The sequence below is a fragment of the Psychrobacillus psychrodurans genome, from assembly GCF_050209195.1.
Taxonomy (GTDB): domain Bacteria; phylum Bacillota; class Bacilli; order Bacillales_A; family Planococcaceae; genus Psychrobacillus; species Psychrobacillus psychrodurans.
On the sequence record NZ_CP189791.1, the window covers coordinates 2,238,967 to 2,263,271 of the forward strand.

At 35.7% G+C, this 24,305-nt stretch carries 25 protein-coding genes; all 25 read right to left on the reverse strand.

The genetic code is table 11. The annotated features are described in order from the left end of the window. Window positions 1-118 precede the first annotated feature (118 nt). Window positions 119-1,075 carry a SpoIVB peptidase S55 domain-containing protein gene (locus tag ACQCPR_RS10760; protein WP_427137022.1) on the reverse strand — a complete coding sequence of 319 codons (957 nt, stop codon included), beginning with the start codon at window positions 1,073-1,075 and terminating at the stop codon, window positions 119-121. Between the two features lie 187 nt (window positions 1,076-1,262). Further along, the gene (recN, locus tag ACQCPR_RS10765; RefSeq protein ID WP_090563669.1) at window positions 1,263-2,966 is read right to left on the reverse strand and encodes a DNA repair protein RecN; all 1,704 of its coding nucleotides are present in this window, start codon (window positions 2,964-2,966) and stop codon (window positions 1,263-1,265) included. Between the two features lie 16 nt (window positions 2,967-2,982). Further along, the gene (gene ahrC, locus ACQCPR_RS10770; protein ID WP_090563671.1) at window positions 2,983-3,432 is read right to left on the reverse strand and encodes a transcriptional regulator AhrC/ArgR; all 450 of its coding nucleotides are present in this window, start codon (window positions 3,430-3,432) and stop codon (window positions 2,983-2,985) included. A gap of 102 nt (window positions 3,433-3,534) precedes the next feature. Continuing rightward, window positions 3,535-4,353, reverse strand: coding sequence for a TlyA family RNA methyltransferase (locus ACQCPR_RS10775; protein WP_269922922.1), 819 nt, complete (start codon window positions 4,351-4,353; stop codon window positions 3,535-3,537). After that, window positions 4,350-6,245, reverse strand: coding sequence for a 1-deoxy-D-xylulose-5-phosphate synthase (gene dxs, locus ACQCPR_RS10780; protein WP_427138935.1), 1,896 nt, complete (start codon window positions 6,243-6,245; stop codon window positions 4,350-4,352). The genes ACQCPR_RS10775 and dxs overlap by 4 nt, the downstream gene beginning before the upstream one ends. Before the next feature lie 87 nt (window positions 6,246-6,332). Beyond that, window positions 6,333-7,217: a polyprenyl synthetase family protein gene (locus ACQCPR_RS10785; RefSeq protein ID WP_427137023.1), complete on the reverse strand. Its 885-nt coding sequence runs from the start codon at window positions 7,215-7,217 to the stop codon at window positions 6,333-6,335. After that, window positions 7,210-7,431, reverse strand: a complete 222-nt coding sequence (gene xseB, locus ACQCPR_RS10790; RefSeq protein WP_427137024.1) for an exodeoxyribonuclease VII small subunit — start codon at window positions 7,429-7,431, stop codon at window positions 7,210-7,212. Before xseB ends, ACQCPR_RS10785 begins: the two co-directional genes overlap by 8 nt. A gap of 5 nt (window positions 7,432-7,436) precedes the next feature. Beyond that, window positions 7,437-8,795: an exodeoxyribonuclease VII large subunit gene (xseA, locus tag ACQCPR_RS10795; RefSeq protein ID WP_427137025.1), complete on the reverse strand. Its 1,359-nt coding sequence runs from the start codon at window positions 8,793-8,795 to the stop codon at window positions 7,437-7,439. A gap of 577 nt (window positions 8,796-9,372) precedes the next feature. Then, the gene (gene folD / locus ACQCPR_RS10800) at window positions 9,373-10,230 is read right to left on the reverse strand and encodes a bifunctional methylenetetrahydrofolate dehydrogenase/methenyltetrahydrofolate cyclohydrolase FolD (protein ID WP_427137026.1); all 858 of its coding nucleotides are present in this window, start codon (window positions 10,228-10,230) and stop codon (window positions 9,373-9,375) included. A gap of 30 nt (window positions 10,231-10,260) precedes the next feature. Next, the gene (gene nusB / locus ACQCPR_RS10805; protein WP_090563681.1) at window positions 10,261-10,635 is read right to left on the reverse strand and encodes a transcription antitermination factor NusB; all 375 of its coding nucleotides are present in this window, start codon (window positions 10,633-10,635) and stop codon (window positions 10,261-10,263) included. 116 nt (window positions 10,636-10,751) lie between these two features. Then, window positions 10,752-11,144 (reverse strand): Asp23/Gls24 family envelope stress response protein, encoded by a 393-nt coding sequence (locus ACQCPR_RS10810; RefSeq protein ID WP_090563682.1) that lies wholly within the window; start codon window positions 11,142-11,144, stop codon window positions 10,752-10,754. A gap of 15 nt (window positions 11,145-11,159) precedes the next feature. Beyond that, window positions 11,160-12,512, reverse strand: coding sequence for an acetyl-CoA carboxylase biotin carboxylase subunit (gene accC / locus ACQCPR_RS10815; protein ID WP_090563683.1), 1,353 nt, complete (start codon window positions 12,510-12,512; stop codon window positions 11,160-11,162). A 13-nt stretch (window positions 12,513-12,525) separates the two neighbouring features. Then, window positions 12,526-13,023 carry an acetyl-CoA carboxylase biotin carboxyl carrier protein gene (gene accB, locus ACQCPR_RS10820; RefSeq protein WP_427137027.1) on the reverse strand — a complete coding sequence of 166 codons (498 nt, stop codon included), beginning with the start codon at window positions 13,021-13,023 and terminating at the stop codon, window positions 12,526-12,528. 634 nt (window positions 13,024-13,657) lie between these two features. Then, window positions 13,658-14,188: a SpoIIIAH-like family protein gene (locus tag ACQCPR_RS10825; protein WP_090563687.1), complete on the reverse strand. Its 531-nt coding sequence runs from the start codon at window positions 14,186-14,188 to the stop codon at window positions 13,658-13,660. A gap of 1 nt (window position 14,189) precedes the next feature. Continuing rightward, window positions 14,190-14,327, reverse strand: a complete 138-nt coding sequence (locus ACQCPR_RS10830) for a hypothetical protein (protein ID WP_241600037.1) — start codon at window positions 14,325-14,327, stop codon at window positions 14,190-14,192. A gap of 501 nt (window positions 14,328-14,828) precedes the next feature. Beyond that, window positions 14,829-15,740: a stage III sporulation protein AE gene (locus ACQCPR_RS10835; protein WP_090563688.1), complete on the reverse strand. Its 912-nt coding sequence runs from the start codon at window positions 15,738-15,740 to the stop codon at window positions 14,829-14,831. A 14-nt stretch (window positions 15,741-15,754) separates the two neighbouring features. After that, on the reverse strand, window positions 15,755-16,138 hold the full coding sequence (locus ACQCPR_RS10840) for a hypothetical protein (RefSeq protein WP_090563690.1): 384 nt from the start codon (window positions 16,136-16,138) through the stop codon (window positions 15,755-15,757). 3 nt (window positions 16,139-16,141) lie between these two features. Then, the gene (locus ACQCPR_RS10845) at window positions 16,142-16,351 is read right to left on the reverse strand and encodes a SpoIIIAC/SpoIIIAD family protein (RefSeq protein WP_090563692.1); all 210 of its coding nucleotides are present in this window, start codon (window positions 16,349-16,351) and stop codon (window positions 16,142-16,144) included. Window positions 16,352-16,768: 417 nt separating this feature from the next. Next, window positions 16,769-17,329: an elongation factor P gene (gene efp, locus ACQCPR_RS10850; protein WP_090563694.1), complete on the reverse strand. Its 561-nt coding sequence runs from the start codon at window positions 17,327-17,329 to the stop codon at window positions 16,769-16,771. A gap of 15 nt (window positions 17,330-17,344) precedes the next feature. Further along, window positions 17,345-18,406 carry a M24 family metallopeptidase gene (locus ACQCPR_RS10855; RefSeq protein ID WP_093496643.1) on the reverse strand — a complete coding sequence of 354 codons (1,062 nt, stop codon included), beginning with the start codon at window positions 18,404-18,406 and terminating at the stop codon, window positions 17,345-17,347. A 71-nt stretch (window positions 18,407-18,477) separates the two neighbouring features. Continuing rightward, window positions 18,478-18,900, reverse strand: coding sequence for a hypothetical protein (locus tag ACQCPR_RS10860; protein WP_093496642.1), 423 nt, complete (start codon window positions 18,898-18,900; stop codon window positions 18,478-18,480). A 182-nt stretch (window positions 18,901-19,082) separates the two neighbouring features. Beyond that, window positions 19,083-19,448 carry a GntR family transcriptional regulator gene (locus ACQCPR_RS10865; RefSeq protein ID WP_427137028.1) on the reverse strand — a complete coding sequence of 122 codons (366 nt, stop codon included), beginning with the start codon at window positions 19,446-19,448 and terminating at the stop codon, window positions 19,083-19,085. Next, complete coding sequence (locus ACQCPR_RS10870) at window positions 19,448-20,101, reverse strand: ABC-2 transporter permease (protein ID WP_427137029.1); 654 nt, start codon at window positions 20,099-20,101, stop codon at window positions 19,448-19,450. The genes ACQCPR_RS10865 and ACQCPR_RS10870 overlap by 1 nt, the downstream gene beginning before the upstream one ends. Continuing rightward, a complete protein-coding gene (locus tag ACQCPR_RS10875) occupies window positions 20,094-20,948 on the reverse strand; it encodes an ABC transporter ATP-binding protein (RefSeq protein ID WP_427137030.1) in 855 nt (284 codons plus the stop codon). The genes ACQCPR_RS10870 and ACQCPR_RS10875 overlap by 8 nt, the downstream gene beginning before the upstream one ends. A 704-nt stretch (window positions 20,949-21,652) precedes the next feature. Then, window positions 21,653-24,214, reverse strand: a complete 2,562-nt coding sequence (locus ACQCPR_RS10880) for a vitamin B12-dependent ribonucleotide reductase (protein WP_427137031.1) — start codon at window positions 24,212-24,214, stop codon at window positions 21,653-21,655. Window positions 24,215-24,305: the final 91 nt, after the last annotated feature.

A 24,305-nucleotide genomic window follows, 5' to 3' on the forward strand; every position in this document is an offset into this window, starting at 1 on the left:
ATTGCGACAAATTTTTGAATATTAAAACAACAATGTCGAATTATCTTTATTTCATCTTATATCTAAAACAATAAAAAGGATAGACCCAAAAAAAACGGAATCTATCCTTTTTATTTTATCATGGATTCTTTTTCATCATTTCTGTAATTGCTAATGCTGCACCATTTTCCGGTTTATCTACATACATGTGAGTAACGACTCCGACTAGTTTATCTTTTTGCATGATTGGACTTCCACTCATACCTTGTAGAATCCCGCCAGTCTTTTGAAGAAGCTTCTTATCGGTTACTGTAAATTGAAAAATATGGCCTTCTACTGAAGAAATTTCTATTGCAAAATCTTGTACTTTTTCACCATCGATTGAGGTCCTCATAACTGCTTTACCTGTGTTTATTTCTTCTTGATCTACAATTTCTACTTGTTGCATGGATATATTTTCTAATGCACTATTGTCCAATTTTCCAAAAACACCGTATACATTATTTTCATTTACTCCACCGATTGGTAAAGTATTTGATTTATGGGAGGTTATTTTATAGCCAGGTTTTCCAGGCGTACTTTTCTTTATCTGTTCGATCGAAGATAAATATATGGATCCTTCCGAAAAATTCGGAGTAATTCCGGATTGTTGGTCCACTATTTGGTGACCTAACGCACCAAATTCTTTCGTAATGGGGTCAAAATAGGTTAAAGTACCAATACCTTCTGTAGCATCTTTCAAAAAAGGAAGCAATTTCACCATTTGAACTGAGCTTATACTTTTCGTATACTTTTCTTTTTTATGCTCATACTGGATAATAATTTGTGTACTATCTTTTATATGACTTTTTACGTCCATTAGATTTGTCACTGGCTTATCATTAATCAGATGAATCAAATCACCAGTTCGCAACCATTCATCATCTGAAAGTAAAACATCACTGCTTACAAAAACGGAGCCATATTGTAAATCAATTTGAATGGACTGTCCGAGTGGTACTACTGAAGTTTCCTCTGCAAAAGCTGAATTGTTCGCGAAGAATAAAGTAAAGAAGAGTAGTGGAATTAGCGACCATTTACGATAGTTTTTCTTCATATTTCACCTCCCTATATTGATACTATGTCCTACAAAATGTCGGCTATGAAAGGTAAATAATTGATAAAATAAAACTGAAATCAATGGGTTTTTTTACCATAAAGATTTTGTTTTGGCTCAAACATTGAAGTGGGAATATTGGGATCCTTTAAAACATGGTAAAAAAAAGACCTTGATCTCAAGGTCTTTAAAGATTTCTTATAATTTTTTTTCGATTTTTCGCTAATTTTAAAAGCTCTTTCGAATGCTGTAAAGTGGTGCTTGTAATTTCCGCACCAGACATCATCCGACTAAGCTCTTCTGCTCGTTTTTCATTTTGGACTTCTTCTAATACAGTAAATGTCCGATTACCGCTGACTTCTTTTTTAATCATTAAATGTTGATCGGCCATTGCAGCAACTTGTGGTAAATGAGAAATACAAAGTACTTGTGAATTCGAAGCAATCCCTGAAATTTTCTCTGCTATTGATTGCGCAACACGTCCACTTACTCCTGTATCAACCTCATCGAAAATAATAGATGTAATGCCTTGATGCTCGGAGAAAATACTTTTAAGAGCAAGCATCATACGTGATAGTTCCCCACCGGAAGCAATTTTAGTTAATGACTTCAGAGGTTCTCCTACATTCGTTGAAATATAAAACGATAAATCGTCTAACCCATTTTCATTGTAAACTGGTTTAACTGATTCATGAAACATAACCGAGAAAGTTGCCTTTTCCATGTATAGTTCCTGTAATTGCTCCATGATGGCAATGCTTAAATGTTTAGCAGCATTTTTACGTTTATCCGTTAAGTCATTTGCCTCTAGTTCTAAATCAATTTCAATTTGACGTATTTTTTCAGTCATTTTTTGAATTTGCTCATCACGATTCACTAATTGATCTAAACTGTGTTGAATTTGGTCTTTGTATTGTAAAATTTCTTCAATAGTTGAACCATACTTTCTTTTCAAGGTTTGGATAGCAGCTAAACGCTCTTCTACGATTTGTAACTGATTGTTATCAAATTCCATTTCATCTAGTTCATTTTTTAGTTGATAGGCTGCATCTTGCAATATGTAAAAAGCTGATGATACGTTTTCGCTTAGCTCCATCATATTTTTATCGACATCTGCTATATCCTGAAGATCAGCCATTGCCGTACCTATATAATCTAAACCTTTTGATTCCGCCAAAATAGCATCATACGCAGTACTCATTTTGTCGAAAACCTTATGGAAATTTTGTAATTTCTTTTTCTGTTCCTGTAGTTGCTCCTCTTCTCCAATGACTAGATTTGAATCGACGATTTCTTCTACCTGAAACGTGTATAAATCAATTTTATGAGCAATCTGTTGTTCGTTCTCGGATAATTTATCTAGTTCTTTTTTCCACTTTTTGTATTGCTTATAAAGTTCTTGATAAGATTCTTTCACTTCTTTTAGATTATCTCCAGCAAATTGATCCAATAAATGGATATGTGCTTTATCGTCCATTAATTCCTGACTTTCATGCTGCCCATGAATATCTATTAATGAAGCACCAATTTCTCTTAAAATACCAATTGTTACAAGTTTCCCATTGACTCTGCAGACACTTTTACCTGACTGGTTGATATCTCTTCTTAAAATGATAGATTCATCTTCAATATCAATACCAACGTCTGCTAGCTTTTTCACAACACCATGTTGAGGATTGGAAATAATAAACAAGCCTTCTAACTCAGCTTTTTTAGCCTCATGTCTAATGAATTCATGTGAGCCTCTACCACCACATAATAAATGCACAGCATCAATTATAATAGACTTTCCTGCTCCAGTTTCTCCTGTAAGCACAGTAAGACCTTCTTCAAAACTGACGGTCAATTCATCAATAATCGCAAAGTTTTTTATCGTTAGTTCCTTCAGCAATTGTTTTCACCTCATTTTAGAGCATTTCGAGTAAGCGATTTTTAATAGTTTGACTATCTTGTTCCTGCCTACATAGGATCAAGCAAGTATCGTCACCGCAAATAGTTCCTAAAATTTCTGGCCAATCTAAGTAATCTATCAAGGACCCTATTGCATGTGCATTACCAGGTAATGTTTTCATTACTAAGAAATGACTAGCTCCATCAATACTAACGAACGCATCAGATAATGCTCTTCGTAGTTTTTGTATAGGATTAAAGCGTTGGTCTGCAGGTAAACTATATTTATAATTACCATTTGGCAATGGCACTTTAACTAAATGAAGTTCTTTAATATCTCTCGATACTGTAGCCTGAGTGACATTATATCCCGCATTTTTTAGAAAATCGACTAAATCATCCTGTGTTTCAATTTCATGCTTTCCAATAATATCTCTTATGCGAATATGTCGTTGTCCCTTGTTCATATCGGGTTCACCTCATTGTATATTTATACTGTTTACTTTATACAATAGCATTGGATTGGAAAAGTAACAAGAAAAAAGCGACTCTTTCACAAGAGTCGCAAGTTATTTAAGTAGTTGATGTGCTTCGCCTACTAGTTTTGCAAAATCTATCTGATGCGGTGGAAATTCTTCACCTACAATATTCGTGAGGTGAAAAAGAAATTCTATATTTCCCTCTCCGCCAGTGATAGGGGAGAAAGAAGCATTTTTTAATCGAAAACGCTGACTTTCAGCAAAATTAGCTATGTCATTCAAAACATCTACATGGACTGCCTTATCTCTTATTACCCCTTTTTTCCCCACGCGATCCTTGCCTGCCTCGAATTGAGGCTTTACAAGAGCAATTACATCTCCATTAGGTACTAAAATTGTTTTTAAAGTCGGAAAGATAAGTTTTAAGGAAATAAATGATACGTCGATTGATGCAAATGATGGTAAACCCTCTAAAAAGTCTGCAGGAGTTGAGTATCTAAAATTCGTTTTTTCCATAACAGTTACACGAGCATCTTGCCTAATTTTCCATGCTAATTGGTTGCTTCCTACATCTAACGCATAGGCATGCTTTACACCATTTTGCAAACCACAATCTGTAAATCCACCAGTAGAAGAACCGATATCAAGCATAATTCTATCTTCGATACTTAAGTTAAATTGATCCAATGCTTTTTCTAGCTTTAATCCACCACGGCTTACATACTTTAATACTTGACCTTTTACAGTTAAAACAGAGGTATTTTCCACCTTTTCTCCAGGTTTATCAATTCGCTCTTCGTTTTTATAAATAAGTCCTGCCATTATCGCACGTTTAGCCTTTTCTCTTGTTTCGAATAATCCTTGTTCGACTAATAATACGTCTACTCTTTCTTTCGGTATTTTAGTCATGATGAGATATACCTTGAAGATTCACTTACTTTGGTAGTCACTACTTTTACAATTTCGTCTGAAGTAATATGAATTTCTTCCAGCAATTGATTTACCTCACCATGTTCGATAAAGATGTCTGGAATACCCATACGGTGAACATTTGCATGTAAGTTATGTTCATTATAAAACTCTATTACTGCACTTCCGAAACCACCTTGAAGAACACTCTCTTCTAATGTAACAATAGGAATATTACGAGCCTGTAGGTCTCGAAGCATTTCTCCGTCTAATGGTTTTATAAAACGAGCATTAATCACTTCTACTGAAATATTATTTTTTGAAAGAATTTCCGCAGCCTTCATAGCCATTGGTATAGTTGTTCCAAATGTAAGAATAGCTGCCTGTGTACCTTCTTTTAGTACTTCCCAAGAACCAATTGGAATAGTTTTCAATTCTTCATCCATTGGAACGCCAAGACCATTTCCTCTTGGATAACGAAGTGCTATTGGTCCATCCGAATAATCGAAGGCAGTCTTAACCATATGCTGGCCTTCATTTTCATCCTTAGGCATCATAATAACCATATTTGGCATATGACGTAAGAAAGAAATATCAAATACCCCTTGATGCGTTTCTCCGTCTGCTCCGACTAAGCCTGAGCGATCAATACCAATGACAACATTTAGGTTTTGTCGACAGATATCATGAAGAATTTGATCGTAAGCACGTTGAAGAAACGTCGAGTAAATGACAAGCATCGGTTTCATACCATCTGCAGCCATACCTGCAGCCATAGTAGTAGCATGCTGTTCTGCAATACCTACATCAAACATACGATTTGGAAACTCAGAAGCAAATCCTTCTAACTTGGAACCTACTGGCATTGCTGGAGTAATTGCTACAATACGTTTATCTGTTCGCGCAAGCTTCCTCGCAGTTTCGGCAACTAGTGCGCTCCATGAAGGTCCTTTTGAAGTTGATTTGACAAAATCACCAGTTTCCATTTTATATGGACCTGTTCCATGCCATGTACCAATTTTATCAAGCTCCGCAGGTTTATAACCTTTTCCTTTTTTCGTTATAACATGCAGAATTACTGGACCTTTCATCTTCTTGGCATATTGCAAGTTTTCTTCTAATGCTACAAAGTCGTGACCATCGATTGGACCGAGATAGGTAAATCCTAGTTCTTCAAAAAATGCTCCTGAAACTAGTAAATACTTTAGACTATCTTTCACCCGCTCTGCTGTAACTGCAAGTTTTCCACCAACTGCTGGGATTTTTTTCAGCAATGATTCTAGCTCATCTTTTGCCTTGTTATAAGTCCCATGAGTACGTAATCTACCTAACACATTATGGAGAGCTCCTACATTTGGTGCAATAGACATTTCGTTGTCATTTAAAATAACTGTCATATCGGTTTTTTCGTGTCCAATATGGTTTAAAGCCTCTAATGCCATACCGCCAGTAAGAGCACCATCTCCAATTATTGGTACAACATAATTTTTCTTGTTTTGAATATCCCTAGCCTTTGCCATTCCCATTGCAGCAGAAAGAGAAGTTGAGCTATGTCCTGCTTCCCATACATCATGTTCACTTTCAATACGCTTTGGAAACCCACATAATCCCTTAAATTGACGCAGTGTATCAAATTGACTCGCTCGCCCTGTTAAAATCTTATGGACGTATGCTTGATGTCCAACATCCCACAGAAATTTGTCTTCTGGGCTGTTGAATGATTTATGCAAAGCAATTGTTAGTTCTACTACTCCTAAGTTCGGCCCAATATGCCCACCTGTTACGGCTAAATTTTCTATTAAAAACGATCGAATATCTTCACTAAGTTCCTTTAATTGTTCATTATCTAAACTTTTTAAAAAGGATGGGCTAGAAATTGAAGTTAAATCCATTGCCATCACACACCTTCTATTAGATTTCCTTCTTTACAACTAGTTAATATCATAGCAATAATTGTATAAAAAACAAATTATTCGCTACTATTTTGATCTTTTCGTAATGTAATTGGCAAACTCTACTAGTAAACCATTGTGCATTTGAACATTCTCTAAGGCCTGGAAAGCTTGGTTATACTGATTTTGAAGTTCTTTTTTTGCACCTTCAATAGTCAAAATTGAAGGGTATGTATTTTTTTCGCTTTTTAAGTCTTTACCAGCAGTTTTACCCAACTGTTCCGATGTACCTTCTACATCTAGAATGTCATCTTGAATCTGGAATGCAAGACCAATATGAAATGCGTATTTTTTTAATGCACTCATTATTTCTCCGGGAACATTTGCTATGATTGCTCCCGCTAAAATACTGTAGGACAAGAGTGCCCCTGTTTTATTGACATGAATCTCTTCCAATTGCTCTAAATTTAGAGTTTGACCTTCACCTAGCATATCTAATACTTGACCGCCGACCATTCCTTCTGCACCAGCAGAAAAGCTTAACTTTTCGATTAAATCTACTTTTAGCTGAGGGGAAATATTTTGAAGTCTAGCAATAATACCAAAGGCAATCGTTACAAGTGCATCTCCTGCTAATATAGCAAGTGCTTCGCCAAATACTATATGATTGGTTGGTTTTCCACGTCGTAAATCATCATTGTCCATCGCAGGTAAATCATCATGAATGAGGGAATACGTGTGAATCATTTCAATCGTACTTGCCACAATAAGAGCGTCCTCATTCTGATAATCTAGCTCTTTTAAAACTGCAAGTGTATATAATGGTCTAATTCTTTTCCCACCTGCTTGAAGTGAATACAGCATAGCATCTTTTAGAGGCTGAGGTGCCTTTATATCTTTTATAAGATCATGTAATGTTTCTTCAATAAGCGGCTGATTGGTTTGTATAAATGAAGTTAATAGATTACTCATTGTCCACACCAACGTCTTCTTTGTTTTCATCTATAAATGTTACTAGTTGTTTTTCCGCTTTTTGCAACTTGTCACTACACACTTTGGAAAGCTCCATACCTTTTTGGTATAGTTCTATAGCACTTTCTAAAGGTACATCACCTTGTTCTAGCTGACGAACTATATTGTCTAATTGCAGCATTGCTTCGTCGAATAGAATTTCCTTCTTAGTCATTAGTATTAGTCCCCACTTTCTTTCACTTCAACTTGCCTAACGATAGCTTCTAATTGACCATCTTGTAATGTAACAAATATCGAATCATCTTTCTTTACATTTTCCACGGATTTAACTAGTTTACCCTCTTTGAATATAATACTGTATCCACGGTCCATAATCTTCAACGGATTTAGCGCTTCTAAAGTACGTATAGAGCCAACAAATTGCTGACGATATTTTTCAAACGTGGATAGTGATGCTTGGTTCAATTGGTTAGTTATTGACTGGACAGATTTATGATGTTGATCGATTAATTTTTGTGGAGATAATTGAGAAAATCTATTTTGAACCTGCAAGAAATCTCGATGCTTACTGTTATAAAGAAGGTTTGTTTCTCTTTGTAGCTGTTGTTCTGTACGAATAAACCTTTCAATAAAAGGACGATATAATTTCTCGGGAGTTGCCATTATCGGTGATTCCATTGCTCGTTTATATCTGTTTTTTTCATCTGTTATCCGCTTAGTGATAAAACGTAAGCTTGCCGATTGAAATGATAGGATATTTTGCATAAGGTTTTCTTTGCTTGGCACTGCCATTTCAGCAGCTGCTGTTGGGGTCGGGGCTCGTAAATCTGAAACAAAATCAGCGATAGTTGTATCTGTTTCATGACCAATTGCACTTATTATTGGAACTCTACTATTTGCAATTGCTCTTGCTACTACTTCCTCGTTGAAAGCCCATAGATCCTCAATGGAACCGCCTCCTCGTCCAACGATCAAAACGTCCATATCATTGTTTTGGTTGGCTTTTTCAATTGACTTTACAATGGTAGGCGCAGCTTGAGGTCCTTGAACGATACTAGGAAATACAATAACTTCAGAAATAGGGTACCGACGTTCTAATGTTGTTAAGATATCTCGTATAGCTGCTCCAGTCTTAGAGGTAACTACACCAATTTTTTTAGGGAATGTTGGAATTGGTTTTTTACGACTCGGATGGAAGAGCCCTTCTTGCTGCAATTTCTTTTTTAATTGTTCAAATGCTAAAAAAAGCTCCCCTATACCGTCTGGCTGTATAGTAGCAGCGTATAATTGATATTGACCAGCTACTTCGAATACATTTATATCTCCTCGAACGAGTACATTCATGCCACTTTCGGGAACAAATTTTAATGATTTGGCATTCATCGCGAACATGACAGAAGTAAGTCGAGCAGCATCGTCTTTAAGCGTAAAATAGATATGTCCGCTAGAATGAACTTTCACATTGGAAAGTTCTCCTTTTACGTACACATCTCGTAAATGCGTATCAGCATCAAATTTTCGCTTTATGTATTTAGTTAGAGCTTTTACAGTTAAGTACTTACTCGGTTCTGTAGTCACAAAAAAACAACTCCATTAGTATAAAAATAAATTTACTTGAGTCAATTTCATAAATACATATGAAATATTGAAATCCGAACAATGTTGATCCTCGCTTTAGGCGGACGCTTTCCGTGGGCACGGCTTCAATCTCCTCGTCACTTCGTTCCTGCGGGGCTTTCAGCTCGCGTTGTTCCCACTGGAGTCGCCCCCTTACGCTTCAATCAACGAAATCCACTTTCTAATAAGGATAATTAAATCAAATATCAGATAAAATTAGTAGCATCTCTAATTCAACAGCTTTTAGAAGTCCAATTTATCTATGCTAAATCTTAATCTATTTCTACCTAGCGATAGGCTTTACAAAATCTAATTGCAGTTAATACTCAATTTATTGATTGGAGTGAAATGCGGCGACTCCAGCGGGATAAGCGAGAAAGTCGAGACCCCGCAGGGAGCGTAGCTACCGAGGAGGCTCGGCCTCGCCCGTGGAAAGCGTCCACATGTAACGGAAATCAGTAGCGTTAACGGATTACATAAAAAAGTAGGTTTATCCTTCAAGGTAAAAGCTGTCTTTCATAGAAAAACAGCTCACCAATTATTTATTAGTTAATGTACTTTCAGCTGCTAAACAAGTATTTTCCATAAGCATCGCGATTGTCATTGGACCTACACCACCAGGTACTGGGGTAATCAGCGAAGCTACCTCCTGTGCGGAATCAAAATCTACATCTCCGCAAAGCTTATTGTTTTCGTCACGGTTGATGCCTACATCAATAACAACTGCACCTTCTTTAATATAACTAGCATCAATCATTTTAGTTCGACCAGTTGCTACAACTAAAATATCAGCTTGTTTAGTAAAAGAATGTAAATCTTTTGTTCTAGAATGACAGTAGGTAACTGTCGCATCTTTTTGTAATAATAATTGCCCCATCGGTTTACCAACAATATTGCTTCGACCAATAATAACAGCGTGTTTTCCTGCAATTTCTACATCACTATATTCAAGTAATTTCATCACGCCAAAAGGTGTACAAGGAAGGAAAGATTGTTGGCCAATCATCATTTTCCCAACATTTTCTGGGTGGAAACCATCCACGTCTTTTAATGGAGAAATAGCTGCTATTACTCGGTCTTCATCAATTTGTGAAGGCAATGGCAATTGAACTAAAATACCATGAATTTTATCATCTTGGTTAAGTGCCTCTACATTTTTAAGAAGCTCCGTTTCAGAAATATTTTCGTCTAGCTCTATTAATACGGAATACATGCCTAAACGTTCGCATGTCTTTGCTTTATTGTTTACATAAGTTTGTGATGCTGGATTGTTCCCTACTAAAACAACCGCTAATCCTGGAACGATATCTTTAGATTTTAGGTTTTCAACACGTTCTTTCACTTTTTCTGTAACTAATCCTGCAATTTGTTTTCCATCAATTTTTTTAGTAGACACTTCAAACGCTCCTTAAGTCAATGTAGATTATTACTCTGCGTATTTAGATAAAACACCATTTACGAAACGACTTGATTTCTCGTCTCCAAATACTTTACAAATTTCTAGTGCTTCATTAATTACAACTTTAGCTGGTGTTTCTTCAGTGTATAGTAACTCAAATACTGCAATTCTTAGCACCGTACGTTCAATTTTCGGAAGTCTGGAAAGCGACCAGTTTTCTAGTTTATCTGTTAAAGAAGCATCTATTTCCTCTTTGTGATTCACGACTCCAGACACTACTTGAGTTAGGAAGGAATCTTTTTCTTCCGTAACATGTCCAATAGCTTCTTCTATGGAAATTTCATGATTGTCTAATTGAAATAATGCTTGTAATGCTAATTCTCTCGCTTGTCTTCGTTTCATTATTTAGTTCTCCTTTAAATGTAACTATCTAGACAATCATAGCATATTTTTTTGCAGTATGTGTATTAGAAAGGCAAAAAAAAGAAAGAGCCATCTAACGGATAGCTCTTTCTCTTTTATTCTACTGTATCGAATTGAACACCTGTTATATGTACATTCACTTCTTTAGGTGTCAAACTCGTCATATTCTCGATTGATTGGCGAATTTGGGATTGGACTTCTCTTGCAACTATAGGAACAGATGAGCCATATTTCACAAGGCAATATACATCGATAAATAATCCCTCATTGTTTATCTCCGTTTTAATCCCCTTGCCATGTACTTTTTTCCCTAAGCGTTCTACTACTCCTGCTGCAAAGTTTCCTCGTGTACCAGCAATACCTTCTACTTCATTTGTAGCAATTCCAGCAATTACTGTAATTACTTCAGGAGCAATTTCTATTGTCCCTAAATATTCTTTTCCTTCAGGAGTCATTTGAACAAATTTTTGTTCAGTAGTTTCTGTCATATCCTTCACTCCTTATTATGAATTCATTACATCATATTTTTCTAAGAATTTCGTGTCAAAATCTCCTGACACAAATACTTCATGATTCATGAGCTTCGAATGAAATCCAATCGTAGTTTCTACCCCTTCAACAGCAAACTCGCTTAGTGCACGTTTCATTTTAGCGATTGCTTCTTCTCGAGTTGCAGCATGGACTATAAGCTTAGCAACCATCGAATCATAGAATGGTGGTATCGTATAACCCGGGTATACAGCTGAATCTACTCGAACTCCTAACCCACCTGGAGGTAAATAAAACTCAACTAGTCCTGGAGAAGGCATAAAGTTTTTCGCAGGGTTCTCCGCATTAATACGACATTCAATTGACCATCCATTAAGTTTAATATCTTTTTGTTCGAAAGGCAATTTTTCACCAGCTGCAACTAAAAGCATTTGTTTGATCAAATCTACACCTGTAATCATTTCTGTGACAGGATGCTCCACTTGAATACGTGTGTTCATTTCCATAAAGTAGAATTTTTGTTCAATATGATCAAAAATAAATTCTACTGTACCCGCACTTTCATAACCAACAGCAAGGGCTGCCTTCACAGCAGCTTCTCCCATTTCAGCGCGAAGCTCTTCGGACAATGCTGGTGATGGTGCTTCTTCTACTAGCTTTTGCATGCGACGTTGAACGGTACAATCGCGCTCTCCTAGGTGGACCGCGTTTCCGTGACCATCAGCTAACACTTGAATTTCTACGTGACGGAATACTTCAATATATTTTTCTAAGTAAACGCCAGGGTTGCCAAATGCTGCTGCCGCTTCTTTTTGAGTTATTTTAATTCCTTTTAGAAGATCTTCTTCATCTTTAGCTACACGGATTCCCTTACCACCGCCACCGGCAGTAGCTTTAATAATTACTGGAAAACCAATTTCATTTGCAACTTTCAATGCATCCTCATCGGTTTCTACAATGCCTTTAGATCCTGGCACTGTTGGAACTCCTGCTTTTTGCATTGTTTCTTTAGCAACATCTTTAATTCCCATACTTTTAATAGCAGAAGAAGTTGGCCCGATAAATTTAATATCACACTCTTCACATAGCTCAGCAAACTCGGCATTCTCCGCTAGGAATCCATAACCAGGATGAATTCCATCACAGCCAGTTAGTTTTGCTACAGTTATAATATTCGAGAAGTTTAAATAGGAATCCTTTGAAAGTCTCGGACCAATACAGTAAGCTTCATCAGCAATTTGAACATGAAGTGCTTCACGATCTGCTTCTGAATACACAGCAACAGTTTCAATATCTAATTCTTTACATGCACGTATTATACGGACAGCTATTTCTCCGCGATTCGCAATTAGTACTTTTTTCATCATCCTTGCTCCTTTCTTAGTTTCCTTTAACGAGGAACAGAGGTTGACCATATTCAACTAGTTGTCCGTCTTTCACAAGAATCTCTACTACTTCTCCATCAATTTCCGCTTCAATTTCATTGAACAGCTTCATTGCTTCTACGATGCAGACGATAGAATCAGACGATACTTTCGTACCAACTTCAACGTATGCAGCTGCATCTGGTGAAGAGGATTGATAAAACGTACCAACCATTGGTGAAATAATGGTATGTAATGAGCTATCCACTACATCTTCGGCAGTTTCTACTACAGCAGGTTCTTTTGGTATTTCTTGAACGATAGGGGCTTTTACCTCTACTTGTTTTGGTTGTTCTACAATTGATGAACTATCAAATGTTTCACTAGTAGAATTTACAGTACCTTTTGCATTTTTTTTCAGTTTAATTTTTGTACCTTCTGATTCGTATAAAAATTCATCTAATGACGACTGATCGACTAGTTTAATAATTTCTCTTATTTCTTGAATCTTCATTTAGCTATTCCCCTTTAATCTACATTATTAATTGCTCCATTTTCTATTTTAGACGTTTTCGTGCAAATTTGAAATAGATAGGGTTAATTATTCTGAAATAATAAATAAAAACAGACAAATAATAAGCTTCGTCTTTATAGTTTAAAAAACTGTTTCTAGGCTTTTCATTAGGCTTCGGAAAGACATACTGCTCGTTATATTAACATTGATTTTTAGAACCTATTAATTAGTGCGGTCAAGACTGATCTATCTTTTTTCGGTAATTTATGGCATTTGTCTGTCAGCCGTACTCCAACTAGATCTTTGTCGTCCAATACTCTTAAAATGAAATTACTCCATATCTCAATAGTTTAAATTACTTTTTGTTTAGTGAGTTAACTACATTTAACAATTACCTACCGGAATTTACGGATGGGATGTCCCTGCTCTTGTAACATCAATCAGCTATGTAAAATATATTATTGAGCACTGCTAATGAAAAGCGGAAGGTTCACTGCATATGAATACTGGCTGGGTTATTCATCCTTTAAATATCATGAAACCAGTGCTCACTTACAATTACTCATAAAAAAAAGCGCCTATTCAGGCACTCTTCTAAATTACTATATACTAAGTATTTTAATCTTTTTATAGATTACTGACCATCAAAACTTACTTCAACATTATAAGCTTCCGGCCACTCACGTTTAACCTGATAAATAATTTCTGATGCTTTTTTAGTCGATTGTTCATTTGATACAACATCTATAAAAACATCACTCTCTTCTATACGAACTAATGCGTCATCATAACCTAATGACTTGATGATTAATTCCAGCATCGCTTCAGTGGAATCAATTTTAACTAGTTCCTCAATTTGGTTATATGCCTCGTCTTTTTGTTCCGCAGTAAATTCATTGGAACCTACTTTTGTAGTTAATTGATCACGAAGTTGACTGCGTTTTTCAGTTACTTCCATTCTCATTTCTTCAAATGCATTACTTTTAGAAACAAATGATTCTTCATTTGTCGACGAAGTCTCTACTAGCCCTACCTCATCTAACGTATCATCGGAAAATAGTTGAATCCCATCGAATGGAGATGGTCGATCCGATACATAGAAAACCGTCACTACTGCTACTAAACTAAATAATGTTAAAAACCATACAGATCTTTTTCTATTCATATTATTTATCCTCCAATTCCATTTCTTCTATCACAATTCGATGTGGAGATATTTGCAGTACAGATGAAAGTGTCTTTATTAAACTATTTTGTATACGTTTATCGTTCGCCCCTTCCGCAACTACTAGTATTCCAATCAATTCCTCTTTGTCCTTTTTACTGTCACTTGTCCACTGGAATAATGAAAGATCATCACTTTCCGAAGTGTTTTCAGAACTAACATCGTAATGAAAATAAACTGCAACCTTACCTACCCCATTAATCTTTTCTAAAATAGATATTAGATTTTCTGAGTCTTGATAGGCTGGAACTTGGGTTTCAACATTGCTCCCTTCATCACGAGTAAGTAGGTCAGAAAAAAGTAGACTAATGAAAAGAACAGCTATACAAATGACAACAAAACGAAAAGTGGGTTTTTGTTTGAATGAAATTGTGAATCACCCTTCTTTTCATGATGGTTACAATACTTTATGCAAGACAACCTGTTTATATGAAGAGAAAGGAAAGAATCCAATAGATAATTGCAATTTTCACAAGAAATCCGTTCCTTTCTTTATCGGTATGCTCCAATAATATAGAGATTAACTCTCCAATTAGAACAATCATTAAAATACCTAAGAGAAGTGTCGTAACGATGGTTACTATCCTTTCCCACTTATTAATAGTTTTGCAAATAGCATTGTTAAAATAATTGTAAAGAAAAACGTAAACGCAATTAGCACTGAAATTATAGAAAGTACGAACAGCGTCTTACCAATATCATCTAGTAGTCCACTTATATTGCCGTCAACAAAAGGCTCTAAAATAGCACCGAGTAAACGATATAAAAAAGCAATAAGAATTGTTTGTATGGTTGGAATTGATACCAACATTAGCACAGATAGAATAACTGCGTTTCCTGTTATAACTGAAGCAGAGGAGGAAAAGTTCTTCATTGTACTAATACTTTCCGTCAATAAAGATCCGACAAACGGAATATTATTTTGAATTAACCGCTTTACAGTCTCATTAACGGTCCCACTTACAGACCACGTAATCACACCGTTCACTGACATGAAAATACTATATAAGAGAAGAATAATAGAAGTAGATCCTATTAAAGTTAAACGGATGAGATCAGACATTTTTGAAAATGAAGTAGGAGGATGAATTCTACTTATTAAGTCAAATATAAAAGCAGCCATAATGGCAGGTATTAAAATTTTCCCAGCTAATACTGTAGTGAAGGAAGCAAATAACATCACAGCTGGATTCCATGATGTAATTAGAAATGCTCCTCCTGAAGCAGCAATCCCGAGTGTTAAAATGGGATATATACCAAGGAAGAGAGTAACTAGTTCACTCGTCATAGCCTGTATCATTTCTAATGCTCGAATAGCGGGTTCCAAACAGTAGATGCATACTATGAGCATAAATAATAATTTAAACAATCTTTTACTAGACGGAATAAACCACTCTAGACATATAAAGACAAATCCAAATAATAGAATGTACGAAAATGTTTGCGCTACCTCTTTTATAGGCTGCAGTAAAGACATTAGTATTTCTTCCATTGCTGTTCATTCCTTCAAGAGAGTAGTCCCAAAATTGATAAAAACTTGTCATAGAATTGCTGCATATGATTTAGCCAGACAATGAGCAAAATAGCTTTTGTCGTAAAAGTGAATAGCGTGGCAAGGCTTGTATATTCATAGTCCAAAAAAAGTTCTTCGATGATCTGTGAAAGAAATAATAATACGACTGAAAATAAAAGTAGTTTAAAGACTGGTAGTAGATTTGCTGGAATGACGGAGATGTACTGGGAGACATAAGGAATGATAAGTACCGTGAATATATAAGTTAAAAAGAGAAAAATGTAAATCGTATATACAATTGAATGAATGCGAGGGTATGTTTCTTTTACTAATTGCAGCAAAACAAATGCTAGTATAATTGTAATGTAAATGACCATTAGCTAACTCGTCATCATAAGCCATTCTAAAAATGTAGATATTTCGTAAAAAAATAGTTTCAACAGTCGCAATAATTCAATTGTCATATATATATAACCAACAAAAAACAAAAAAAATGCAAACTCCTTTTTACCAGTGGATTCAAAAAACAAGTGAAGTATTGCTATTAATAAACCAATACCCGCAACTCGAAGTACATCGTGAAGTTCCACAATGCCTCCCCCTTCCATACAAACAACATATGATGAAGTAAGATGGATTATGAAAGAAAGTACTAAACCACTTTTAATTCGTTTCTTGTGGGCTTTAGATCGACAAGCCTTTCCTAAATCGGGATCAGGTGGATATAGCAGTTCATCAGGCAAATCGCTGAGGAGCTAGGGTGGTTACACTAGTTTCCCGAGCGTTTGAGCGTTTCAAGAGAGGATTACTGCTGGGCGAGGGTTCATACACCTGTGTCCTGGGCGATCGTATGTTTCCATGGCGTTTATAACTCCTACATATCTTTGATTTCAGCCAAAACGTCCCTCTCTTATAGATATTATTCTTTTAAATACTAGGACTTCTTAGTAATTCTTCATTAAAAAAGAGCCTCACAAATGTGAGACTCTACATTGTATATCATTAAATTATTGAGCTCTTGATACGTAAGAGCCTTCATCTGTATTGATAATTAGTTTATCACCAACATTTATAAACAATGGAACCGTTACTACTAAACCAGTTTCAAGACTAGCAGTTTTAGAACCGCCACCTGAAGTATCCCCTTTGATACCTGGCTCTGTTTCTGTTACCTCAAGAATAACTGTTTTTGGTAATTCTACTCCCAATGTTTCTCCTTGGAATTGAATTACATGTATTTCCATATTTTCGCGTAAGAATTTTAGTTCGTATTCAATTTGGTTTTCACCTAATTCGATTTGTTCGTAAGAATCTGTATCCATGAATACATGTTGATCTCCACTAGCATATAGATATTGCATTTTACGGTTATCAATTTGTGCTTTTTCTACTTTTTCTCCAGCACGGAAAGTTTTTTCATTTACTGAACCGTTACGTAAATTTCTCAATTTAGAGCGTACGAATGCTGCGCCTTTACCAGGTTTAACATGTTGGAAATCCAATACTCTGTATAGTACCCCATCAACTAGTATTGTTAAGCCTGTTTTAAAATCATTTACTGAAATCATTATTTTCCCTCCAAATTAAGATAAAATTAGTAATTCTTTTGTCGAATGCGTTAACTTTTCTAAACCATTCTCCGTAACAAGAGCATCATCTTCGATTCGCACTCCACCAATGTTCGGAAGATAAATACCTGGTTCTATCGTAATAACCATACCTGGCTCCAAAACAATATCAGAACGGAATGATAATCCCGGACCCTCATGTACTTCTAATCCGATCCCATGACCTAATGAGTGACCGAATGCTTCACCGTAACCTTTTGAAGCTATATAATCCCTAGCAATAGCATCTGCTTCTTTCCCAGTCATTCCAGGTTTAACTTTTTCTAAAGCCAGTAGCTGTGAGTCGAGGACTACTTGATAAATCTCTTTCAATTTATCACTTGGTTCTCCAACAGCTAACGTACGTGTAGTATCTGAAATATACCCATTGTATAATGCACCGAAATCTAATGTTACAAAATCTCCATTTTCAATGACCTTATCAGTAGCAACCCCGTGCGGAAGTGCTGAACGTGTTCCAGAAGCAACTATTATATCAAAGGAAGAGGAAGTTGCTCCTTTTTTACGCATGAAAAATTCCAATTCATTGGATACATCAAGCTCGGTCATACCTGGTTTTATGTAAGTTAAGATATATTCATATGCTTCATCAGCAATACGACAAGCTGCCTTTATTATACTAATCTCTTCGTCCGTCTTAATCAAGCGAATTTTTTCAACAAGTCCTGATAGTGGTACTAAATCGGCTTGTATTGCTTGTTTGTATAGTTCAAAGTCGCTATAAGTGACATCATTTTTTTCAAATCCTAATGAGTTTATCCCCATATCTGTAACTTGAGTAGCAATTTCTTCGATTATTGTTTTCTTATGTTGTACTATACGAAAATCTTTGATTTGACTCGCTGCTTGCTCTGTGTAACGGAAATCCGTTATAAACATAGCGTCATTTTTAGAAATGATTGCTACACCAGCTGTTCCAGTAAATCCTGTCATATATCGTATGCTATGACCGTTCGTTATTAATAAAGCATCTACTCCGTTTTCTTCAAGTGCTGCACGTAATTTACCTAGTTTCATTTTTAGCCCTCTTCTCATTTTAAAATATCCTATTTATATATTTTATCACAGTAAGTGGGGGCGGTAAATTTTCATTTTCCAAGTGGGGTGTCCTGGGAGTGAAATATCGCTGATTCCATGATGAAACGAACAGCAACAATAACTATACATATAAATGGTATAGATAATTTTTTTATTGTTTTCTCTATTGAATCTGCATCTAAAATAATCCATTCAAGTGCTATGGCGATTAGGAGACCCAAAGCAATACTAGTTATGGACACTGGAATTTTGGCAAACAATAAACAAACATAATATAAAAGAAAACAAATCCCCCATATGACTAAAAATAAAATTATCCATTTAACATATACGTTGCTCCCTTTTAAAAATTGAAACGTCTTTGTATATCCTATAGGATCCCATTTAATAAATTGGAAATAATCCAGAAATTTAAATAGAATGGTCGTGAAAATTGCTGCAACGAGACTAGTACTAATTGATAATCCTTTCATGTAAATCTCCTTTGTTTTTCCATAGTTTAAGCGAATGGACTAGTTATTAAACGTAGGAATAAAATAAAAGCACAAGTGATAAGGGCTTATCAGCTTGTGCTTTGGCTTTAAAATGAAGTTGGATTAAAACAGATTATTTATTGTGAAGTTTAGTACAACACTCATTTACAATAAAAATATTGTTAATAACTCTCTTGTAACAGTTCAATTATTTCATCTAAGGTCAGGCCAAAAGATTTATAGTATGACACGTCTTTAACCATTTGCTTCATAATCATTTCATTACGTTTTTGAAGCACCTCAACAGATGAGAGTTCAGAGACAAAACACCCTTTACCAGTTATAGTGTAAATCAAACCACATCTTTCGAGTTCTTCCCAAGCTTTTTTTATGGTAATAATACTAACACTAAGTTCTTTGGCTGCTTGTCGTATTGGTGGTAAGTTATAGCCTTGGTTTATCTCGCCCTTGATAATTTGGGCACTGATTTGTTCAAAAAGTTGCTGATAGATTGGTTTTTCAGATGTGTTAGAAATAGCTATGTTCATTAAATATCTACTTTCTCAAATCGTTTAATTGCTAGTTTGCAGGCTGTAACAGTAAACAATGTAAATATTGCAATTCCTGCAAGTAAAATTAATAGTTGAATCATCATATTCTCAGCACCAGTACCATTAAAAGTGTTGAATACAAAAGAATTCTGGATTCCCAACCATTGCACACCTACAGAGAAAAGCAATGAAGCCGTAATGGATGCAGTCACCGCAGCACCATATTTATACGCTGTTTTGTAGTACATGGGGATAAAGATGATGTTGAAGATTGCAAGCATAACAAAACACAGCCCCCAAAAACCCATATGCGGTGCGAAGAAATAGTAGATCATATTCGGGTATAAGTGAATCGTGAACATACCAAAGAACATTGCAACTGCAATATGCAATAATTCCAAGGTAACAATAACAATTACCCTTGACCTCACCATGTCTATTCTAGATACAGGCATTGATGTAGTAAATATCAGATCGTTCTGCGCTTTAAATTGACCAAAAATATTCGGTATCGATATCCAAAAAAAATACTGAAGAACTATTAAATATATCCAACCAGGTATAAGCATTAAAGCACCTGTTAAAAAAGGCATCGCCAGAAACCAAGGATTGATGGCTAATTTTAAATCCTTCATCACTAAGTTATACATGCTTATTCTCCTTTCTCGTTAGATAAATCATGATTTCTTCAAGACTTGGTATGGTTGCTTTAATATTGGATGCCAAATTAAAATCTTTTGATTGAATTAATCCTGTAAAGCCAAATGAATTAATTTTGTAGGAAATCAACTTAGCTTTAACTTCGTTTAGCTGGCTTTCGTTGCCATTTAGAAGACGATAGGACTCCTTAAACTCTTCTTTTTCCTGGCTGTGAATTATTTGTCCATTTTCAATGAAAGTAATAAAATCGGCGCACTTCTCCAAGTCTGACGTAATATGGGTGGAGAAAAGAATACTGATTTCGCCATCTAATACGAGTTCTTGAAAAATATCCAACAGTTCATCTCTAGCAACCGGATCAAGTCCGCTAGTCGGTTCATCGAGGATGAGAAGCTTTGCACCATGGGATAGGGCAAGTGATAAACTATACTTAATTTTCATTCCCGTAGACAATTCGACGATTTTTTTATTTTCGTCCAATTTGAATTTCCTTAAATAGTTGTAATAGGATTCATCATCCCAATTTTTATAGAACTTCTTAATTACATTGGTCAACGTTTTGATTTTGCTACGAGTATAGAAATCAGTGCCGCCAAATGCGAATCCTATGTCCTGTTTCAATTCAAGCTCATATTCGACTATATTTTTACCAAGAATGTGAATCTCGCCACTTTCCAGATGATTCATATTCAAAATCGATTTTATTGTAGTTGTTTTTCCTGCACCATTAGCACCAATAAAACCCATAATATAACCCTTTTCCAGTTGAAACGATACATCTTTTAATTGGAAATCTTTATACTTTTTATTTATATTCTTAACTTCCAAAGCAATCATATTACATCCCCTTCCGTGTATACTGTGTATACCTTATATACACAATATATCAAGAGGAAATAATACTGTCAATATTTTTTAAAAATTTAAAATTATATATATGTTTTCAATAATGCTTGTTCTGTACAAGTTCATAAGTGAAAGATGTTTTCTTTTTGCTAAAATTCTTAATAGCATAAATAAATCGCTATTTTACTTCAACAGTTATCCTTATTCCTTTCTTCTATTGAATATTTTCTTAGCAATCTACTTTTACGTTTTGCTCTCTCCCCACTTTTAAAAAATTGTTGCATTTGAAGTGAATTAGAGTAAGTAATAAAACGAATATTTACTTTTAATCGCAATTTATTTTTAGGTTGTTTAAAAAGTCCTTTACGTTGATTGGAGCAGCAGGTGGTGACTCCAGCTAGACCAGCGCGAGGAAAGCTTGTAAGGCACAAGGGCTATGTTGCACCATAACGCGATCCAACGCTTTCCTGAACAACATCCCGTTGGGCCAGAGAAGATTGAAGATATGCCCGCGGAAATCAGCGTTATTCGGATTTAACTATTTAGCACGTTTTTATAGAAATGATTTATTAATGTACATTTATAACTATATTTTTAAGAAATATAAAAAAGTAACCTCATTCGGCATCCTACCGAAGAGGTTACTTTTTATAAAACTTTATTTCAATGCTGCATGCGATTTTATAATTATTAAATTACAACCCACATTTCAGTTGGGCATTACAATTGGTGCATGTATTACATCCACCCATTTCTTCTACAGTACCTTTACGACAAACAGGACATGTATTTCCTACCTCTGAACCAATTGTTACATTAGTTGAACGTAAATCTTGAATGGTATCTATTAAAACTACATGTCTTTTTTCTACTTTTTCTTCCTTTGGATGATCTTCTAATGTATTTTCCTCTGCTTTTAAGGTTAAAACTTGCGAGTCACGACTTCCATCGACATACACAGTACCACCCTTAGCTCCTCCGCGATATAAACGCTCGTAAACACCCTCTACCTGTTCAACTGTATAACCACGTGGTGCGTTGACCGTTTTAGAAATAGAACTATCAATCCAGCGCTGAATTATACATTGTACGTCTGCGTGTGCTTCTGGAGCAAGTTCCATAGCAGTAACGAACCAATTTGGAAGATTTTCTTCTTCTGCTGTTTCATTGCTCTCTAAATATTCTTGTACAATATCTGCTTTTACCTCGATGAATTTACCTAGACGTCCACTTCTGTAATAAGTGAATGAATAATACGGCTCCAGTCCAGTAGAAACGCCTACCATTGTTCCAGTAGAACCAGTAGGTGCAACTGTTAATAAATGAGAATTTCGAATACCATTTTCTAAAATAGAGTTTCGAATGTCTTCTGGCATTGAACTCATAAATCCAGTTTCCGTAAATGCTTTACGTAAACGATTCGTTTCCTCTTCTGTTTCACCAGTTAGGAATGGGAAGCTTCCACGCTCTACAGCAAGTTCTGCAGATGTTTCATATGCTGCAATTGCAATTGTTTTAAAGATTTCGTCCACTAAAACGTTACCTTCATCCGAACCATACTCTTTTTCACAATAAATTAACAAGTCGGCAAGACCCATCACACCTAAACCTACACGTCTTTCGCCAAGTGCTTGTACTTTATTTTCTTCTAAGAAATATGGCGTAGCATCGATCACGTTATCTTGCATGCGTACACCAACACGAACAGTTTCTTTTAACGCTTCATAATCGACTGTTTTTGTGTCTTTATTTGCAAATTGTGCTAAATTCACAGCAGCCAAGTTACATACAGAATATGGAGCAAGCGGTTGTTCGCCACAAGGATTAGTTGCGACAACTTTTTGTCCGTATGCTGTTGCATTCGTTTTTTCGTTAGCATTATCAATGAAGAAAACACCTGGTTCTGCTGAATAAGTAGCACAAATGTTAATCAAATTCCATAACTCTTTCGCTTTTACTGTGCGATAAGTACGTACTTCGTAGCCCATTCTTTCCCATTCACGAACATCACCAATTTTATGCCAATTTTCATTGTAGAATTTCATCTCTTCTGGAGAATAAGCTTCGGTTGCTGGGAAACGCAATTCAAAGTCGCCGTCTTCCTCTACAGCCTTCATAAAGTCATCCGTAAGCGTAACGGAGATGTTTGCACCAGTCAAAAACTCGGAATTATGAACAGAATAAGTTCCGCCATCACGTAATTTTGTTTCCGCATCACGAATTATCTCACTATTAAATCCACCTAAACCTGGAATTGCTTTATAATTTATAATGCCTTGATACATAGCTTCTTCCTGGATTGTAAGAGGTTTGAATTTAAGCTTGTCCTTCGCTAGTTGTTTAATTGTTTCATCATTCGTATTTTCAATCAAGAAACGCAGAATACGAGGATTTTGCATTTTCGAAATTATAAATTCTGCAATATCAGGATGCCAATCTGCTAGCATTATCATTTGTGCGCCTCTCCGTGATCCACCTTGTTCAACAAGATGAGTCAGTTTAGCAATATCATCTAACCATGAAACAGAACCAGATGATTTTCCGTTCACTCCGCGAGCCAACGTATTTCTTGGTCTTAGAGTAGAGCCGTTTGTACCAACACCACCGCCACGACTCATAATTTCCATTACTTGCTTACGGTGATCACTGATTCCTTCACGAGAATCTGCAACGAATGGCATTACATAACAGTTAAAATAAGTTACATCTGTTCCTGTTCCTGCACCGTACAATACTCGTCCAGCTGGGATAAATTTCAAAGAAACTAGTTGTTGATAGAATTTCTCAAACCATTCTCCACGTTTTTCTTCTGTTTCTTCTACAGATGCGAGTCCTGTTGCATTTCTTTTTGCAATTTGCTCGTAATAAACTTCAAGAGGTTTTTCAATGACACTTAAAGGACGAGTAATAATTCCAGACTCGATTTTAGCAGCATCCTCAATTGCACTTCGGTAATCTTCCTCGATCTGCACCTCAGCTGTTTTTGCTTGTTCGTTAATAGAAACAATATAGCCTAGACCACGAGCTGGGAATTTCGGATCTTCTTTTACCGTTAAAACGACAAAATCTCCTGCTTTTAACGTTTTCTTTTCAGTATCCTTAAAAGAATAGCGATCAATCATGACAAGTCTCGACACACCTTTATGTGTAAGTGTCATATCTTGCGTAATAGGGTGAACTTGTGGAAATAATTGGATATCTTTATTTAATGCTTCGACATTTAAAGTAAGTTTGGTTTCATTTTTGGCTGTCACCATTTACTCTTCCTCCTTTCTACAAATTGCGATTGACACAATATGTAGTGGTTTTAATAATAATACGACACAATATGTAGAAGGTAAAGCAAAT

What these genes read in the sequence shown, in the direction of transcription:
- accB (WP_427137027.1), bottom strand. Translation starts at nt 13,023, where the DNA reads ATGAAGATTCAAGAAATAAGAGAAATTATTAAACTAGTCGATCAGTCG.
- ACQCPR_RS10835 (WP_090563688.1), bottom strand. Translation starts at nt 15,740, where the DNA reads ATGGAAGAAATACTAATGTCTTTACTGCAGCCTATAAAAGAGGTAGCG.
- efp (WP_090563694.1), bottom strand. Translation starts at nt 17,329, where the DNA reads ATGATTTCAGTAAATGATTTTAAAACAGGCTTAACAATACTAGTTGAT.
- ACQCPR_RS10855 (WP_093496643.1), bottom strand. Translation starts at nt 18,406, where the DNA reads ATGAAACTAGGTAAATTACGTGCAGCACTTGAAGAAAACGGAGTAGAT.
- ahrC (WP_090563671.1), bottom strand. Translation starts at nt 3,432, where the DNA reads ATGAACAAGGGACAACGACATATTCGCATAAGAGATATTATTGGAAAG.
- dxs (WP_427138935.1), bottom strand. Translation starts at nt 6,245, where the DNA reads ATGGATTTAACTTCAATTTCTAGCCCATCCTTTTTAAAAAGTTTAGAT.
- ACQCPR_RS10825 (WP_090563687.1), bottom strand. Translation starts at nt 14,188, where the DNA reads ATGAATAGAAAAAGATCTGTATGGTTTTTAACATTATTTAGTTTAGTA.
- ACQCPR_RS10840 (WP_090563690.1), bottom strand. Translation starts at nt 16,138, where the DNA reads ATGGTCATTTACATTACAATTATACTAGCATTTGTTTTGCTGCAATTA.
- ACQCPR_RS10870 (WP_427137029.1), bottom strand. Translation starts at nt 20,101, where the DNA reads ATGTATAACTTAGTGATGAAGGATTTAAAATTAGCCATCAATCCTTGG.
- ACQCPR_RS10760 (WP_427137022.1), bottom strand. Translation starts at nt 1,075, where the DNA reads ATGAAGAAAAACTATCGTAAATGGTCGCTAATTCCACTACTCTTCTTT.
- ACQCPR_RS10785 (WP_427137023.1), bottom strand. Translation starts at nt 7,217, where the DNA reads ATGAGTAATCTATTAACTTCATTTATACAAACCAATCAGCCGCTTATT.
- ACQCPR_RS10775 (WP_269922922.1), bottom strand. Translation starts at nt 4,353, where the DNA reads ATGACTAAAATACCGAAAGAAAGAGTAGACGTATTATTAGTCGAACAA.
- xseB (WP_427137024.1), bottom strand. Translation starts at nt 7,431, where the DNA reads ATGACTAAGAAGGAAATTCTATTCGACGAAGCAATGCTGCAATTAGAC.
- ACQCPR_RS10860 (WP_093496642.1), bottom strand. Translation starts at nt 18,900, where the DNA reads ATGAAAGGATTATCAATTAGTACTAGTCTCGTTGCAGCAATTTTCACG.
- nusB (WP_090563681.1), bottom strand. Translation starts at nt 10,635, where the DNA reads ATGAAACGAAGACAAGCGAGAGAATTAGCATTACAAGCATTATTTCAA.
- ACQCPR_RS10865 (WP_427137028.1), bottom strand. Translation starts at nt 19,448, where the DNA reads ATGAACATAGCTATTTCTAACACATCTGAAAAACCAATCTATCAGCAA.
- ACQCPR_RS10875 (WP_427137030.1), bottom strand. Translation starts at nt 20,948, where the DNA reads ATGATTGCTTTGGAAGTTAAGAATATAAATAAAAAGTATAAAGATTTC.
- ACQCPR_RS10810 (WP_090563682.1), bottom strand. Translation starts at nt 11,144, where the DNA reads ATGACAGAAACTACTGAACAAAAATTTGTTCAAATGACTCCTGAAGGA.
- accC (WP_090563683.1), bottom strand. Translation starts at nt 12,512, where the DNA reads ATGATGAAAAAAGTACTAATTGCGAATCGCGGAGAAATAGCTGTCCGT.
- ACQCPR_RS10880 (WP_427137031.1), bottom strand. Translation starts at nt 24,214, where the DNA reads ATGGTGACAGCCAAAAATGAAACCAAACTTACTTTAAATGTCGAAGCA.